Source organism: Polaribacter sp. SA4-12 (genome assembly GCF_002163675.1).
GTDB lineage: Bacteria > Bacteroidota > Bacteroidia > Flavobacteriales > Flavobacteriaceae > Polaribacter.
In genome coordinates, this window is record NZ_CP019334.1 from 1339147 (window position 1) to 1355819 (window position 16673).

Consider the following 16673-nt stretch of genomic DNA (forward strand, 5'->3'; position numbering starts at 1 on the left):
ATACAATTAGAAGATGCTAGATATAAACAAAGTTCCATTAAAAGAAAAAGTAGGATATGCGCTAGGTGATGGTGCTGCCAATATAGCTTGGAGAGGTGTCGCTGCTTTTTTGTTTATATTTTATACGGATGTTTTTGGTTTGCATCCAGCAACAGTTGGACTTTTAATGCTAGTTTCCCGCTTTAGCGATGGAATAAGTGATATTTTAATGGGTATTATTGGAGACAGAACTACATCAAAATACGGAAAATTCAGACCTTGGATTTTATGGACCGCAGTTCCATTAGGAATCAGTCTTTCATTACTTTTTTCTAGTCCCGATTTAAACCCGACAGGTAAAATTATCTATGCGTACATCACCTACATTGCTTTTACATTAATTTATACAGCAAATAATGTTCCTTATGGAGCTTTAATGGCAGTAATGACTGGTAATGATAAAGAAAGAACAAGCATTGGTTCTTTTAGAATGGTGGGTGCATTTGGTGGTGGAATGTTGGTACAAGGAGCCTTACTTTTTCTAGTTGCCTATTTTGGTAATGTAAACCCAACTATTAAGGTTGATAAATTAGATACTGAAAGGTTTAAAGTTGAAATATCTGCTCCTAAAGATGTATTAAATGCAAATATTAAAACAGAAGATGGTATTGCTTTATTCACTTGGGATACTCTTGACAAAAAAGAAAATACACCAACAAAAGGAAAAAGTTTTACCATAGAAGCCAATAAAAATTACACATTTATTGTAGAAGGAGAAAAAGGTCTTACTGAAGCTTCTTTTTCAATTATTGATCAGAAAAAAGGGTATAGTAATTCTATGTATGTGATGTCCATTTTCTTAACCCTGTTTATGATTATTACTTTCTATTCAACAAAAGAGAGAGTATTACCTCCAAAAGAGCAAAAAACCAATTTAAAACAAGATTTAAAAGATTTAATTTCTAATAAACCTTGGTTATTTTTACTTGCTATTGGTTTATTATTTAATGTCTACAATTCTATAAAACAAGGAATCGTTGTGGTCTATTTTACCCATTATTTAAATGATCAATTATTAGCAGCAAGTTTTATGGTTGGTTTAATGTTGGCTTCTATAGCAGGTGCAATGGCAACCGCTTCGTTAGGAAAAAGATTTGGGAAACGTATGTTATTCATTTATGCTTTATTATTTTCTGGAGGTGTAAATGCATTACTAATTTTTTGTGGACCAAATGATATTACTCTGATTTTTACGCTAGGTATTATTTCTGAATTTGGTGCTGCAATTCTACCCACTTTATTCTTTGTAATGTTAGGTGATGCTGCAGATTATTCAGAATTTAAAAACGGACGAAGAGCAACTGGTTTAGTATATTCCGCAGGTTCTTTTGCAACAAAATTTGGAGGAGGAATTGCAGGCGCAATTATAGGGTTGGTTTTAGCAGCATTTCATTATAGTGGTCAAGATTCAGTTGCCATAGAAGGCGCTTTACCAGGAGTTGTGATGTTAATGAGTTGGATTCCTTCAGTAATTACAATTTTAACAGCTATTGTAATGTTCTTTTATCCGCTGACAGAATCAAAGTTAGATGAAATTACATTAGAACTAAATGCAAGAAGATTACAAGAAAAATAGATTTTAAAAATATTGATATTATATACTTATGAATAAATTTCCGAAAGATTTTGTTTGGGGAACAGCAACATCTTCTTATCAAATTGAAGGTGCGAGTGATTTAGATGGTAAAGGTCCCTCTATTTGGGATGCTTTCTGTAGCATTCCTGGTAAAATAAATAATGGTGAAACGGGTAATGTTGCTTGTGATCATTATCATAAATTTAAAGAAGACATACAATTAATGAAAGATATGGGTGTTAAAGCATATCGTTTTTCAATTGCTTGGTCTCGAATTATGCCAACAGGAAAAGGCACCGTTAATGAAAAAGGAATTCAGTTTTATTCAGAATTGATTGACGAACTTTTAAAAGCTGATATAGTTCCTTGGGTTACTTTATATCATTGGGATTTACCTTTGGCCTTACAACTAGAAAATGATGGTTGGTTAAGCAAAGATATTACTGAATATTTTAAAGAATATGCAAATGTATGTTTTGATCGCTTTGGTAACCGCGTAAAAAACTGGATTACCTTAAATGAACCTTGGGTAGTTTCTATTTTAGGCTACGGACAAGGTGCATTTGCTCCAGGTAGAGTTTCGAATTCAGAACCTTATTTGGCGGCACATCATTTAATTTTAGCACATGCAAAAGCCGTACAATTATATCGAGAAAAATATTCGTATCAAAATGGAGAAATCGGAATCTCAAATAATTGTGATTGGAGAGAACCTTTAACTGATAGCAAAGAGGATAAAGATGCAGCAGAAAGAGCGCTTGAGTTTTTTGTTGCTTGGTTTGCAGATCCTATTTATAAAGGTGATTACCCTAAAGTGATGAAAGAAAGACTAAAAGAACGTCTTCCTGAATTTTCTAATGAAGAAAAAGAATTGATAAAAGGTACTTCAGACTTTTTTGGATTGAATCATTACACAACCATGTATGCTGAAAATTCAGACGGAATTGTAAAAGAAGTAGCCGTGAATGGAAATGGTGGTATTTCTGAAGACCAAGATGTAGATTTATCTGTAGATAAAGATTGGAAAGTAACTTTAATGGACTGGGCAGTGGTGCCTTGGGGTTGTAAAAAATTATTAAAATGGATCGATGAACGTTACAATAAACCAAACATCTACATTACAGAAAACGGTTGTGCATATCCCGATAAATTAATAAATGGTGAGATTGATGACCAAGAAAGATTAGAGTTTTACCAAAAATATTTAATTGCCTGTAAAGAAGCAATTGATGAAGGCGTAAACTTAAAAGGATATTTTGCTTGGTCTTTTATGGACAATTTTGAGTGGTCTTCTGGTTATGAACAACGATTCGGTTTGCATTATGTAGATTTTGAAACTTTAGAAAGAATTCCTAAAAAATCTGCAAAGTGGTTTAAAAAAGCAATTAAAAATGAAAGTGCAGAAGTAACATTGTAATTTTAAATAATATTAAGTTGATTGATCCCTAAACTTCTAAAAACTAAAAAACCATCTCATAAGAGATGGTTTTTTTAATCAACTAACCAAATTTTTCAAACTAAAAACAATTAACTACTTTGTTTTCATTTTTATATTAGCAAATTGTGTGCCAAAATTGGTATAAATTATATTTTTAGATATAATTAACATTTTTACAATTTAACTCCTTCTCTTCTTTACTTTAGAAACCATTGGTAAAGCTTTTTTTAATGCTTCTACAATAGAATATGCAGCAGGACAAACAGCTGTATTTGCAACCGTTAAATCAGAAATATTTATAAACTTTTTTCTATTTGTGTGAGGATATTCTGCACAAGCCTTTGGGCGAACATCATAAATAGTACAACTATTATCAGCTTCATCTAAGAAAGAACAAGGTGCCGTTTTTAACACCATAAAATTATCTTCATCTCTTTCTAAATATTGCTTTTCAAAATTTGCAACCTTCATCTTTAAATGCTTAGAAATACGCTCTATGTCTTTATCTGTAAAAATTGGACTCGTAGTTTTACAACAATTTCCACAATCTAAACAATCTGTTTTTTCAAACTCAGCATCATGCAACTCTTGCACAACATAATCAAAGTTCTTAGGAACTCTTCTTTTTATGTTCGAAAAATATTTAAGACTTTCTTTTTTAGCTTCTTCTGCTAATTTTGGGAGTTGTTGCAAGCGTTTTTCCATGCTGCAAAAATACAATTATTCTTGACCAAAAATCATTCTAAAAAACAAATAAAAATATGTAATTTTGCATTTCAATTTTCAAGACTAGATGAGCATTCAAAACATTATAGAAACCAAAGTAAAAGAAGGTTTTTTAGCTTTATACAATATAGAAATTCCAACGGTAGAATTTCAAGCAACCAGAAAAGAGTTTGAAGGAGATATTACTGTAGTAGTATTCCCTTTATTACGCTACAAGAAAGGAAATCCTGTTCAAATTGGTGAAGATTTAGGAAAATACGTTGTAGAAAATGTACCAGAAATTACAAATTACAACGTAGTAAAAGGGTTCTTAAACTTAGTGGTTGATGATTCTTTTTACACAAACTTCTTCAATACTATCTATACAGATGCTACGTACGGTTTTGTTTCGCCAAAGGCGGATGAAAAAGCAATGATGGTAGAATATTCATCTCCAAACACCAACAAACCTTTACATCTAGGGCATGTTCGTAATAACTTATTAGGATATTCTGTTGCAGAAATTATTAAAGCTGCAGGTAAAAAGGTCTACAAAACACAGATTATTAATGACAGAGGAATCCATATCTGTAAATCTATGTTGGCTTGGGAAAAGTTTGGAAACGGAGAAACTCCAGAATCTACAGGTTTAAAAGGTGATAAATTAGTTGGTAATTACTACGTAAAATTCGACCAAGAATATAAAAAAGAAATAGGCAACTTAGTTGCATCTGGTATTTCTGAAGAAGATGCTAAAAAACAAGCTCCACTTATATTAGAAGCACAACAAATGTTGTTGAAATGGGAAGCTGGAGATGAAAAAGTAGTTGCACTTTGGAAAAAGATGAACGCTTGGGTTTATGCTGGTTTTGATGTTACTTACAAAAGTATGGGTGTAGATTTTGACAACCTATATTATGAAAGTAACACCTATTTATTAGGTAAAGATGTGGTTGCACAAGGAATAGAGAAAGGTGTTTTCTATAAAAAAGAAGACGGTTCTGTTTGGTGTGATTTAACTGAAGATGGTTTAGATGAAAAAATTGTGTTACGTTCAGACGGAACTGCAGTTTATATGACGCAAGATATTGGTACAGCCATACAACGTGTAAAAGATTATGCAGATGTTGGAGGAATGGTTTATACTGTTGGTAATGAGCAAGATTATCATTTTCAAGTATTGTTTTTAATCTTGAAAAAGTTAGGTTTTGATTGGGCGAAGCAATTGCATCATTTAAGTTACGGAATGGTAGATTTACCTTCTGGAAAAATGAAATCTAGAGAAGGAACTGTTGTAGATGCTGATGATTTAATGGTAGAAATGACAGAAACGGCTAAAACTATTTCTGAAGAGTTAGGGAAATTAGATGGTTATTCTGATGTTGAAAAAAATGAATTGTACGAAACAATTGGTTTAGGTGCTTTAAAATATTTCATTTTAAAAGTAGATCCTAAAAAGAGAATCTTATTCGACCCAAAATCTTCTGTAGATTTTCAAGGAAACACAGGTCCTTTTATTCAATATACGTATGCTAGAATTCAATCTATCATTAGAAAAGCAGATTTTGATTATTCACAACCTGTAACTATAGACTTACACGAAAAGGAAAAAGAGTTATTAAAACAATTAGAGTTATACCCAGAAACGGTGCAACAAGCTGCTGCAAATTATTCGCCAGCAATTATTGCAAATTACACGTATGATTTGGTAAAGGAATTCAATTCTTTTTATCAGAATGTACATATTTTAGGGGAAGAAAATTTAGATAAAAAAATATTTAGAATTCAATTGTCTAAGAAAGTTGCTGATACTATAAAATCTGCATTTTTATTATTAGGAATAAAAGTTCCTGAGAGAATGTAAAAATTAGTGAACAGTTGCAGTATGCAGTTGGCAGTAAGCGTAAAAGTTAGTAAATTAGCACGCGTTAAGGATTGAAGTGGCATCCTTTTGCTTTTTCTGCAAAAGATAGAACGGAAAGCCTGTTAAAACGCCCAAAAAAGAACAACATCAACATAGATAAATTACAATTATGAAATACGACATCATTATTATTGGAAGTGGACCTGGAGGATATGTAACTGGGATTAGAGCTTCTCAATTAGGCTTTAAAGTTGCCATTGTAGAAAAAGAAAACTTAGGTGGAATTTGCTTAAACTGGGGGTGTATCCCAACAAAAGCATTGTTGAAATCTGCTCAGGTTTACGATTATTTAAAACATGTAGACCAATATGGTTTAAAAGCGGAAGCAATTGATAAAGATTTTGAAGCTGTTATTAAAAGAAGTCGTGGTGTTGCAGATGGAATGAGCAAAGGTGTTGCTTTCTTGATGAAGAAAAACAAAATCGATATTATTGACGGTTTTGGAAAAATTAAAAACGGTAAAAAAGTTGATGTTACTGCTACTGATGGTACAGTAACTGAATATAGTGCAGACAATATTATTATTGCAACTGGTGCTCGTTCTAGAGAATTACCAAACTTACCACAAGATGGTGTTAAAGTAATTGGTTATAGAAAAGCAATGAGTTTACCAACGCAACCAAAATCTATGATTGTTGTAGGTTCTGGTGCTATTGGTGTTGAGTTTGCACACTTTTATAACTCAATGGGAACTGATGTTACTATTGTAGAATTTATGCCAAATGTAGTACCTGTAGAAGATATTGATATTTCTAAGCAATTTGAAAAATCAATTAAAAAATCGGGTATTAAAGTAATGACAAATTCTTCTGTAGAATCTGTTGACACTTCTGGTGAAGGAGTTGTTGCTACTGTAAAAACTAAAAAAGGAGAAGTAACTTTAACAGCAGATATTTTATTATCGGCAGTTGGAATTAAATCGAATATAGAAAACATCGGTTTAGAAGATGTTGGAATTATTGTTGACAGAGATAAAATCTTAGTAAATGATTTTTATCAAACTAATATTCCTGGTTATTATGCAATTGGAGATGTGGTTCCTGGACAAGCTTTAGCACACGTTGCTTCTGCAGAAGGAATTACTTGTGTTGAGAAATTAGCTGGTTTACATACAGAACCAATTGATTATGGAAACGTTCCTGGTTGTACATATGCTACTCCAGAAATTGCTTCTGTTGGTATGACTGAGGCAAAAGCAAAAGAAGCAGGTTACGAATTAAAAGTTGGTAAATTTCCTTTTTCTGCATCTGGTAAAGCTACAGCAGCTGGAACTACAGATGGTTTTGTAAAAGTAATTTTTGATGCAAAATACGGAGAATGGTTAGGTTGTCATATGATTGGTGCTGGAGTAACTGATATGATTGCTGAAGCAGTTTTAGGACGTAAATTAGAAACTACAGGACATGAAGTTTTAAAAACAATTCACCCTCACCCAACTATGAGTGAAGCTGTTATGGAAGCAGTTGCAGATGCTTATGATGAAGTGATACATTTGTAGAATATTTTTTTATTTGTCATTCTGATTGAAAAAAAGGGTGTTCAACTATAAAATGGAACCATTTATCGAAAAACCGAAGCTAGTAGCTTCGATTTTTTTATTTTTGAACTAAATCATAAATAAAGGCATGAAAATAAAGTATCAAGGAGTATTAGATTTAGGAGAAGAGTTAGCTATTGAGAATGGAAATGTAAAAGAAGAAAATGGAGTTTTACACGTTACAGGAAGAGCTAAAAACCAATATGAAAAAAACCTTCTCTGGGATAAGATAAAAGAAATCGGTGGAGAAAACCCTACTGATATCATGACAAATATTGAAGTAGCTGATACTTCTATTTTTGCTAAACATACTGTAAAAAGTGGAGAGACCCTAGCTAAAATATCAAAACATTATTATGGAAATGCAATGAAATACACTGCAATCTTTGATGCTAATACAAGCATCTTAGAGAACCCAAATCTTATTAAAGTAGGACAAGAGTTAGTAATTCCTAATTTATAGGAAATTATAAAAAAATAAGCGTTTTAAAACCGAAGGAATTTCCTTCGGTTTTTTTTATATTTGGAATCTTATAAAAATAAGATATGAATCCTACAGAAAAACAACAACAAAAAAACGATAGCATTATAAAATATTGGGAAACTAAAAGAGGCAATAGAGTTAAATACGCTATTCTACAAAGTCTTTATTTTGCAATTCCTTTTAGTATTGTTTTTCAAGCAATAGAAAGTTTACAAGGTTTTTTAACCTTAAACTTCGCATTTAAATTTCTTACTATTTTTAGTGTTTATTTTCTACTTACCTATTATGTTTCTTATAATATCTATGAAAAAAAATATCAAAAATTAAAAAAACAAGACTAGAACTTTGATCACATATAAAAAAAAGTTTTTTACAGAAACACTTAAAGCGCTTGTTAAGTTAATTATTGCAGGAATCCTTATTGGGGTTTTAAAAGAATATGATGCTATAATTGCAGGAATCTTAATCCTGAAAATTGTACATAATATTTACAAAGAAATCATTCAGCCAAGGACAAATAAAAATTGGTTGCTTCTAGTGGGTATGTTACTTACTGGTTTTGGTGGAATTGTTGGTGAAACTTGGGGAGTTGCAAATGGGTATTGGGAATATCATGAAGTGACAAGAGAGCTACCTTTGTGGTTGCCTTTTGCGTGGATGTTAGCTTTTCATTACTTATATAAATTAGAACGAAATTTAATTCCTCTATTAACAGCGCAAACTCAGAAAAACAAGATTCTTTTGGCAATTGTATTGGCATTAATTCTGCCTGCTTTTGGTGAAGTCATTACAATTTACTTAGGTGTTTGGACGTACTATTGGCCCTATCAAATATTTGGAGTGCCTTTATATGCTTTTATCTGCTTGGTATTTGTGCATATGTTAGTCTATACTATTTTACATTTTATTTGTAAAAAGTATAAAATTGAAGATATCGTTTTTAATTAGATATTCTTTAAAAAAAACAGGGTTGTTAATTCTACACTGTTTGTAATATAATATGTAAAAACATATTCCTTTAAAAATACGAATTAGAAATTGAATGAAAAAAATAGACTTCAAAAAAGATGAAATTTCAATTCAGAATATAGGAAAGCGACGTTTTTGGTTTGGAGTCATCTCTGGTTTTATATTCGCTAATACAATCTCTTTAATCTTTAATAAAACAAGAGAACTTATACGATGTTTAACAAGTTTATCAGAAGATTTATTAATTTTTGAAAGTAAAGAATTAGCCTTCTTCAATTATTTTTTTGCTTCTCTTTCTACTGTTTTAGGGCTTTCTATTACTATTTGGGTTTGGATGGGAACTTCGGTAAATAAAAAGAGAAAGCATAAAATTTATAAACAACAAGTTAGAACTAATACTCAATTATTTTTTTGGTTAGTTTTATTTCTAACAGCTCAATTAGGTTGTCTTTTTTTATTCTTGATTTTAGGTAAAGTTTCAAGTTTTTATGATGATCCAATAAACTTATATGAAGAACATTCTATTTTATTCATTCTTATACCAATTGTAATTTTTACTCAAAATTGGTTTTTAGTTAGACTTGTATATCGAACTGGAAAATGGGTATTATTTTCTCTAATCATCTCATTAATAACAATTTTTATATTAAATAAAACAATTACGGTAGACCAAAACATACTTAATGAAACATACTTTAGTAGATATAAAAACTCTTTTAAATATACTCAAGACATAATATCTAAATCTAAAAAGGAATATGGTATCAAATTTAATAATAAAGCGATAGAGGCTATTAAAAAAAGAAAAACTTGGAGTTCAACTCGACAGATTTGGAATATAAAACAATCTTTTGCAGAAGATAAAAAAGTATCAATTGATACAATTATTCTTCAAAAAATTATCATTCATAATTTAAAAGCAAGAGACAGATATAGGTATAACGGTGATTCTCGAACTTTAGTTAATTGGCAATATGCATTGCCTATAGATATTTTAAAACAAATTAATTATTTTAAAAGTGAATCATATGAAACAAAAGAACTTTTTAAGATTTTAAGAGAAGAGATTCTATTGATAAATAAATCAAAAATTATATTAGATGATTCTAAAGAACTTGATTTTTATGAAAGAATAAATGAAAACCAAGCACTCAAGGTTAATATAATGCTTGTTGAACAATTAATTAAGGTAAGAGATAGTTTAGTTAATTTAGAAAAATATTCTGAATTGAATAAAATGCTGCCAGAAATAAAAAACGTGCCCTAACAGGTTAGAGTATAATTTCGTCGCGACAAATCCAGTAGTATTTTCGGACTAGAAATCAGGTTTAAAAATAAAGAAATATTGTCGGACAATTACTAAGCCTAGCAATGAATTACACTCATTGTTCTAGGCAGTTCTTATTTCCGCACTAATTTTAATGTTTTATATTTTTTGTCAATTCCGTATTCTCTTTTAGCATCATCTTTGTCCATTTCTACACTTGTGTAATTTTCTAAATCTAGATTAGTTAAAATTCGTTTAAAATTTGATTTCTTGATTTTTTTATCTTTGTCGTTTAAAACAATATAAAACTCTTGAAATTTTCGATCAGCTTTTGTTTTTAAAAACTTGTCTTCGTAAAAAATTTCTCCTGTTCGTTTTATGATCAAACTATCCGTTTCAATTTTTAATTCAGAACCATATAAGTCTGTTGCAAGACTAAAAATTCCTATTTGTTTTGTGTCTGCAATTCCAGACACTTTTAATAAACCATTTTCTTTTTTATAATTCAGAGTATTTGAGTTTCCTAAACAACCGATTAATTCGGTATACCTCAATATTGAGTCATTCTCAACAATTATAATCCTTTTAGAATTATTTGCTCGGTAAGTGGGTTTTTGAGTTGCACACGAACAAACGAAAATCATAAGTAACATTATTGAAATCAGTCTTATTTGGTTATTCATAATTCGATTTATTTCAATCGAAAGTAATTTTTTCAGTTCTTTTAAAAAACTATAATTTAGTAAACACACCTTTTGAATGAGTGAATGTCGTTTCAGTTCGAGAGTTTCTAAAATTGCTTACGACAACTAGTCAATTAATTTCTAGTTTTGAACTCTTTAAAAATTACTTCCAAAATTTTCAACATAAAAATAGGCACATAAAAAACAAAATTCTGTTTTCTATGTGCCTATATTAATTTTTATAGTGAAGATTAAATCAATCTATTTAAAAACAGATTACTTCGTTATTCTTCCTCATAATTATATCAATCTAAAACTTCCAAGCTACAATTCTAGTTACTTTATTTCCTTGTTGCATCGGAATTACTTTAAATTCAGTAGCACCTAATTTCTTAGATGACTTTTCTAAACTTTTTACATTGTCTTTCTTAGAAACTAAACTTGTAAACCATTTACTAGACGTTCTGTATAAAGAACTTTCATATAAATAATTATGTAAAAAGGCTTTTTCTCCACCAATGTACCATAATTCGTTATTGTTACCAGCAAAGTTTCTAACAGCGTTGTTTCCTAAATTTTTAGATTTTCTACCATTTGCTCCTTGTGCTTCTTCTGCCGATTTATAAAAAGGCGGATTACACATTACAGCTGTAAAAGAATCTCCATCAACGATAATACCTTTTAAAATATTTTCTTCTTTTAATTGTTGACGTAATTCAATTTTTCCTCTCAATTTATTATCATCAATAATATCTTGAGCAATATCTAAAGAATCTAAATCGATGTCTGTTGCTACGAAGTTCCAATCGTAAGCAGAAACACCTAAAAGTGGATAAATACACGTTGCTCCTGTACCGATATCTAAAATTTTAGCTTCACCTTTAAATGAAAGTAAATCTGCCAAATAATGAATATAATCTAAACGTCCTGGAATTGGAGGACATAAATTTTCTTTAGGAAAATTCCAATTAGAAATTTTATCTAAAGAACATATTAAAGCTTTATTAAGCTCTCTTACTCCTTCTGGATTTGAAAAATCTATGGTTACAGTACCAAACTCGTTTTTAGCAACAAACTCTTTTAATGCTGGGTTTTTGACAATTAACTCATCAAAATTATATCCATTTTTGAAATTATTCTTTGGGTGTAGGCCTTTTTCTTTCATTATAATTCTAGTACTGTAAACTCTAATTGTAAAGGTTTTAAAGCACCTTTTAACGCTTTTATAAATGAAGAACCATACTCTAAATAATATTCAGAAAAGTTACGTTGTCGCTCTTCTAAACTTTGGTTTGGTAAAATTTCATTTTGAAGTTGAGTAATTCTATCAACTAAATCTTTTTGTCTTTTTTTCTCTGCTTTTAACAAACGTTTTTGCAGATTTTGCAATCCTTTAACTTGTTTTCTTTCTTGTGCATTTACTGCATTTCCAAAAGAAACATCGGTTTGTTTTGCAATTTCTTTCAATTCTAAAAACTGCTTTTCTAAGAACTGAATCTTGGCGTCAAAGTTAACCTTAATCTCAGAGTTTTCAATTACTTTATTTGACAATAAATCATATTGCTTTAAAAACAGCTCTTCAAAAGAAATATTTAACTTTTTAAGCTTACTTACTTGTTTTTCAGAAACGACTTGAACAGAATTACGTAACAATAAAATAGGAAAAGGAATTTGAACTTCTTCAAAATAATCCTTCAACTCTAACCAATACGCCATTTCTCCTCCTCCACCTAAATAACAAAGGTTTGGTAAAATAACTTCTTGATACAAAGGTCTCATAATTACGTTTGGCGAAAAAGCTTTCGGGTTTTCATCAACCTCTTTTAAAATTTCAGCTTTCGAAAAAGTAATCGCTGTATTGTTAACTTTATAAATTCCGTCTTCAAAAATGATGCGTTCTCTAAAATCATCACCCAAATAAAACAAATTAATCTCTCTTGGGTTTACTTGAATTTTATAGTTTTTTTCTAAAGCTGTAATTGTTTTAGAAACTGCTTTAAAAGAAGTTTGGTTTTCTAATTCGTCTTTTACAATCGGATTAAATAATTGCTTTAAATTAGCATCATCACCATCAATAATGACCAAACCGTATTCACTAAACAATTCATTTGCAATGTAACGCGTTGCATCGGCTAAATTATTATGTTTTAAATATCCTTCAGAAAACAAGTTTCTTATAAATGCTGCATTTCTAGAATTTCCTAAATGATTCGAAAAAACATCAAAAACGTCTTCTAAACCATCTGTCGAAAATCTCCCTACTGCTCCCCCATCTTCTCTATTCCACAATACTTTTTTACCGTCGAAATTAAAATAATTAATTTCTTCAAAATCATGATCTTCTGTTGCCATCCAATAAATTGGAACAAAATTTTGCTCAGGAAATTTTTCTGATAATTCTTCACACAAATTAATGGTAGAAAGAATTTTATATAAGAAATATAAAGGTCCAGTAAAAAGGTTTAATTGGTGACCAGTAGTTACTGTAAAGGTATTTTGTTTCTTTAAACTATCAATATAATCATTCGTTTTTTCAGAAACGGTAAAGTCTTTATACTGATTTCTTAAAGCATCAACTAACACCAATCTCGATTGTAAACGAAATGATTTTTGCTTCTCTTCTATCTGATTATGGAAACCAGAAATATCTGGAAAGTTGTTGTAAAAAGGTTGGATCTCTACATTCTTCTCTAAATAATCTAACATTGTTTTAGAGAAAAATCCCGTGTTTTTAAAAGGAATATGTGTTACTTTCATTCTTTTTTAATTCTTTCTTTGAAACAGTGTGTAAATATAAGGTCTTTCTCCTCCAAAAGGATTTACAAATGTATAATTAAACGTTTTTAAGAGTTCAAACTCTTTTCCTAACTCTTTTTGCAACATATCTATATCATATCTTTTTAGCGGTAAACCACAACATTTTTCTGCTCCATTTTTTGCAAAAACAGCGATAATAACAAACCCATTAGGACTTAAAACTTTCTTTAATAAGTTAAAATATGTTGACGTTTCTTCGTCTTTTAAAAAGAAATGTAGCACTGCTCTATCATTCCATAAATCAATATTTTTTAATTCATTCAATTTAGTTGGACTTATGATATCATCAACCAAAAACTGAATTTCATTATTATCACCAACTCTGTTTTTAAGAGAATCTAGAGATTCATCAGAAAGATCATTTGCAATGATATTGGTAAAACCTGCTTCTAATAAGTTATCAATTAACGTAGATGAACCTGAACCTACATTTAAAATTGTAGCTCTTTTAGAGATTCTTGTTTCTTTAATTAACGCTAAAGTTTGCTCTGAGTTTTCTTCATACCAACCTAATTTTTCTGTAGAATTAGTTAAATAAGCGGTATTCCAATGTTTTTTATAATTGATGTCTGGATCAGTAATTTTACAATCACTTTCGTTTGTAGTCATATATCAAAAATACTAAATTTTGATGTTAAGTCGTAAATCAATATTCAATCTAACAAAGTTTTAACAAGATAATGAATCAATCTGCTGAAAAACAAAAAAATATATTCTTACTTTTGATTTCCAAACGCATTTTTATGAAAATTAAAGTCCTTTTTATCACTGCTTTCTTAACAATCGGAAGCTTATTTTCTCAAACTTTACAATCTCCTTCCGAGTTTTTAGGATATGAAATTGGTGCTCGTTTTACAAGACATCATAAGGTTGTAGACTATTTTAAATATGTAAGCAGTACTTTATCTAATGTGAAATTAGAAAAATATGGAGAAACCAATGAGCACAGACCTTTGTATGTGAGTTACATTTCTTCAAAAGAAAATATTGCGGATTTAGAGAATATCAGAAAAAATAATCTTTCTCAAACAGGTATCATTTCTGGAAATGCTAAAAATAAGAAAGCCATCGTTTGGTTAAGTTATAACGTTCATGGTAACGAAGCTTCTAGTTCAGAAGCAGCTATGTTAACACTTTACGAATTAGTAACTACAAAAAAAGCTTGGTTAGAAAATACAATTGTTATTATAGACCCTTGTTTAAATCCTGATGGAAGAGACCGTTATGTAAATTGGTACAATCAAGTAAAAAGTACACCTTTTAATACAGATCAAAAAGGAAAAGAACATGTAGAACCTTGGCCTTCTGGAAGACCAAATCATTATTTATTCGATTTAAATAGAGATTGGGCTTGGGCTACACAAGTAGAATCTGAACAAAGAATTGCTATTTATAACAAATGGATGCCACATGTTCATGTAGATTTTCACGAACAATACATAAATAGTCCTTATTATTTTGCTCCTGCAGCAGCACCTTTTCATGAAATTATTTCTGATTGGCAACGTGATTTTCAAGTAGAAGTAGGAAAAAATCACGCGAAGTATTTCGATAAAGAAGGTTGGTTATATTTTACAAAAGAAAGTTTCGATTTATTGTACCCAAGTTATGGAGACACGTACCCAACGTATATGGGTGCAATTGGCATGACCTACGAACAAGCTGGTCATGGAATGGCAGGATTAGGAATTAATACGGACGAAGGCGAAGTATTAACCTTAAAAGATAGAGCAACACATCATTTAACAACAGGTTTATCTACTGTAGAAATTTCTTCAAATAATGCTGATAAATTAAATACTGAATTCGTGAAATTCTTTGACAACAATAACTTTAAATACAAGAGTTATGTGTTAAAAAACGAAAATGAAGACAAAACAAATCGTTTAAAAGCATTATTAGATACGCATGAAATTAAATACGAAAACACTAAAAATGGAACCGTAAAAGGGTATGATTATTCAACTCAAAAAGATGAGAAAATGACTGTTTCTGCTGCCGATTTGGTGATTCATACAAATCAGTCAAAAGGAAAAATGGTAAAAGTATTGTTTGAACCTAAAACACAGTTAGTAGATTCTTTAACCTACGATATTACTTCTTGGTCTTTACCTTACGCTCATGGCTTTAAAGCAATTGCTTCTAAAAACAAGGTAAGTTCATCAAAAAGCAACCAAACAAATTTGATTACCAATACTATTGATAAAAACGCCTATGCATACATTTCTAAATGGAATAGTTTAGAAGATGCTACTTTTTTAGGTGCTTTATTAAAAGCTGATATTACACCTCGTTTTTCTGAAAAACCTTTTTCTATCGCAGGTAAATCTTATAAAAGAGGAACTTTAATTATTCTAAGAAATGATAATCGAAATAATGATTTTGATGTAAAATTAGTAGATATCGCAAACAAACATCAAAGAGAAATGGCTGCTGTAAATTCAGGATTTGTATCTTCTGGAGTAGATTTTGGTTCAGCTTCTGTAAAACCTATCAACCAACAAAAAATTGCAGTATTGTCTGGTAAAGGAACTTCTTCTTTAAATTTTGGTGAAGTTTGGCATTTCTTTGAAACTCAATTACAATACCCAATTACCAACATAAATTCTGATGCTTTTGGTTATTTAGACTATTCTAAATACGATGTAATTATAATACCTAGCGGTTCTTATCGTAAAGTATTAACAAAAACTACATTAGAGAAATTAAAAAAATGGACGCGTTCTGGTGGAACATTAATTGCTATAGGAAATGCATTAAATAGTTTTGCTGATAATAAAGAATTCTCTCTAAAAAAGAAAAAATCAAAAAAAGATTCGATAAAAGCAAACTTAACTCCCTTTGCAGATAGAGAGCGTAAAAGTGTTGCAAACTTAATTACTGGGAGTGTTTTTAATAGCACTTTAGACAATACACATCCTTTGGCTTTTGGTTATGATAAAACCTATTTTTCATTAAAATTAAGCGGAACTTCTTACGAGTATTTAAAAGACGGAAATAATATTGGGTACTTTAACGAAAATTCAAAAAACATTTCTGGTTATGCAGGTAGTATGGCTGTAAAAAATGTTCCTGAATCTTTATTATTTGGTGAAGAAAAAATTGGAAACGGAAGCATTATCTATATGGTAGACAATCCGTTATTTAGATCTTTTTGGGAAAACGGAAAACTATTTGTAGCCAATGCAGTTTTCCTTTTAAATTCTGATAAATTGAAGTAAATAATATTTATAT

The 16673-nt window shown here is 30.1% G+C and carries 14 protein-coding genes; 9 read left to right on the forward strand and 5 right to left on the reverse strand.

Annotation, left to right across the window (positions count from 1 at the left end; genetic code table 11):
* Window positions 1-13 precede the first annotated feature (13 nt).
* Complete coding sequence (locus BTO07_RS05710) at window positions 14-1615, forward strand: MFS transporter (RefSeq protein WP_087520318.1); 1602 nt, start codon at window positions 14-16, stop codon at window positions 1613-1615.
* 28 nt (window positions 1616-1643) lie between these two features.
* A complete protein-coding gene (locus tag BTO07_RS05715) occupies window positions 1644-3032 on the forward strand; it encodes a GH1 family beta-glucosidase (protein WP_087520319.1) in 1389 nt (462 codons plus the stop codon).
* Between the two features lie 201 nt (window positions 3033-3233).
* Here the strand turns inward: BTO07_RS05715 and BTO07_RS05720 are convergent, their stop codons facing one another.
* A complete protein-coding gene (locus BTO07_RS05720) occupies window positions 3234-3758 on the reverse strand; it encodes a YkgJ family cysteine cluster protein (protein WP_087520320.1) in 525 nt (174 codons plus the stop codon).
* An 88-nt stretch (window positions 3759-3846) separates the two neighbouring features.
* Here BTO07_RS05720 and argS point away from each other — a divergent pair, with 88 nt between their 5' ends.
* The 6 genes from argS to BTO07_RS05750 all read left to right on the forward strand — a co-directional run bounded on the left by argS (window position 3847) and on the right by BTO07_RS05750 (window position 9939).
* The gene (gene argS / locus BTO07_RS05725; RefSeq protein WP_087520321.1) at window positions 3847-5622 is read left to right on the forward strand and encodes an arginine--tRNA ligase; all 1776 of its coding nucleotides are present in this window, start codon (window positions 3847-3849) and stop codon (window positions 5620-5622) included.
* A gap of 169 nt (window positions 5623-5791) precedes the next feature.
* Window positions 5792-7180, forward strand: coding sequence for a dihydrolipoyl dehydrogenase (gene lpdA, locus BTO07_RS05730; RefSeq protein ID WP_087520322.1), 1389 nt, complete (start codon window positions 5792-5794; stop codon window positions 7178-7180).
* 127 nt (window positions 7181-7307) lie between these two features.
* Window positions 7308-7682: a LysM peptidoglycan-binding domain-containing protein gene (locus tag BTO07_RS05735; protein ID WP_087520323.1), complete on the forward strand. Its 375-nt coding sequence runs from the start codon at window positions 7308-7310 to the stop codon at window positions 7680-7682.
* A gap of 83 nt (window positions 7683-7765) precedes the next feature.
* Window positions 7766-8044, forward strand: a complete 279-nt coding sequence (locus BTO07_RS05740) for a hypothetical protein (protein ID WP_087520324.1) — start codon at window positions 7766-7768, stop codon at window positions 8042-8044.
* A 4-nt stretch (window positions 8045-8048) separates the two neighbouring features.
* Complete coding sequence (locus BTO07_RS05745; RefSeq protein ID WP_087520325.1) at window positions 8049-8651, forward strand: hypothetical protein; 603 nt, start codon at window positions 8049-8051, stop codon at window positions 8649-8651.
* Window positions 8652-8745: 94 nt separating this feature from the next.
* On the forward strand, window positions 8746-9939 hold the full coding sequence (locus tag BTO07_RS05750) for a hypothetical protein (protein WP_087520326.1): 1194 nt from the start codon (window positions 8746-8748) through the stop codon (window positions 9937-9939).
* Window positions 9940-10073: 134 nt separating this feature from the next.
* Here the strand turns inward: BTO07_RS05750 and BTO07_RS05755 are convergent, their stop codons facing one another.
* The 4 genes from BTO07_RS05755 to BTO07_RS05770 all read right to left on the reverse strand — a co-directional run bounded on the left by BTO07_RS05755 (window position 10074) and on the right by BTO07_RS05770 (window position 14048).
* Window positions 10074-10583 (reverse strand): hypothetical protein, encoded by a 510-nt coding sequence (locus BTO07_RS05755; RefSeq protein WP_157663295.1) that lies wholly within the window; start codon window positions 10581-10583, stop codon window positions 10074-10076.
* A 349-nt stretch (window positions 10584-10932) separates the two neighbouring features.
* The gene (rlmF, locus tag BTO07_RS05760; RefSeq protein ID WP_087520328.1) at window positions 10933-11787 is read right to left on the reverse strand and encodes a 23S rRNA (adenine(1618)-N(6))-methyltransferase RlmF; all 855 of its coding nucleotides are present in this window, start codon (window positions 11785-11787) and stop codon (window positions 10933-10935) included.
* The gene (gene bshC / locus BTO07_RS05765; protein WP_087520329.1) at window positions 11787-13379 is read right to left on the reverse strand and encodes a bacillithiol biosynthesis cysteine-adding enzyme BshC; all 1593 of its coding nucleotides are present in this window, start codon (window positions 13377-13379) and stop codon (window positions 11787-11789) included. Before bshC ends, rlmF begins: the two co-directional genes overlap by 1 nt.
* A 6-nt stretch (window positions 13380-13385) precedes the next feature.
* Window positions 13386-14048 (reverse strand): class I SAM-dependent methyltransferase, encoded by a 663-nt coding sequence (locus BTO07_RS05770; protein WP_087520330.1) that lies wholly within the window; start codon window positions 14046-14048, stop codon window positions 13386-13388.
* 134 nt (window positions 14049-14182) lie between these two features.
* Here BTO07_RS05770 and BTO07_RS05775 point away from each other — a divergent pair, with 134 nt between their 5' ends.
* The gene (locus BTO07_RS05775; RefSeq protein ID WP_087520331.1) at window positions 14183-16660 is read left to right on the forward strand and encodes a M14 family metallopeptidase; all 2478 of its coding nucleotides are present in this window, start codon (window positions 14183-14185) and stop codon (window positions 16658-16660) included.
* Window positions 16661-16673: the final 13 nt, after the last annotated feature.

Coding starts and splice junctions, on each gene's coding strand:
- BTO07_RS05710 (WP_087520318.1), top strand. CDS start 14: ATGCTAGATATAAACAAAGTTCCATTAAAAGAAAAAGTAGGATATGCG.
- BTO07_RS05715 (WP_087520319.1), top strand. CDS start 1,644: ATGAATAAATTTCCGAAAGATTTTGTTTGGGGAACAGCAACATCTTCT.
- BTO07_RS05720 (WP_087520320.1), bottom strand. CDS start 3,758: ATGGAAAAACGCTTGCAACAACTCCCAAAATTAGCAGAAGAAGCTAAA.
- argS (WP_087520321.1), top strand. CDS start 3,847: ATGAGCATTCAAAACATTATAGAAACCAAAGTAAAAGAAGGTTTTTTA.
- lpdA (WP_087520322.1), top strand. CDS start 5,792: ATGAAATACGACATCATTATTATTGGAAGTGGACCTGGAGGATATGTA.
- BTO07_RS05735 (WP_087520323.1), top strand. CDS start 7,308: ATGAAAATAAAGTATCAAGGAGTATTAGATTTAGGAGAAGAGTTAGCT.
- BTO07_RS05740 (WP_087520324.1), top strand. CDS start 7,766: ATGAATCCTACAGAAAAACAACAACAAAAAAACGATAGCATTATAAAA.
- BTO07_RS05750 (WP_087520326.1), top strand. CDS start 8,746: ATGAAAAAAATAGACTTCAAAAAAGATGAAATTTCAATTCAGAATATA.
- BTO07_RS05755 (WP_157663295.1), bottom strand. CDS start 10,583: ATGATTTTCGTTTGTTCGTGTGCAACTCAAAAACCCACTTACCGAGCA.
- rlmF (WP_087520328.1), bottom strand. CDS start 11,787: ATGAAAGAAAAAGGCCTACACCCAAAGAATAATTTCAAAAATGGATAT.
- bshC (WP_087520329.1), bottom strand. CDS start 13,379: ATGAAAGTAACACATATTCCTTTTAAAAACACGGGATTTTTCTCTAAA.
- BTO07_RS05770 (WP_087520330.1), bottom strand. CDS start 14,048: ATGACTACAAACGAAAGTGATTGTAAAATTACTGATCCAGACATCAAT.
- BTO07_RS05775 (WP_087520331.1), top strand. CDS start 14,183: ATGAAAATTAAAGTCCTTTTTATCACTGCTTTCTTAACAATCGGAAGC.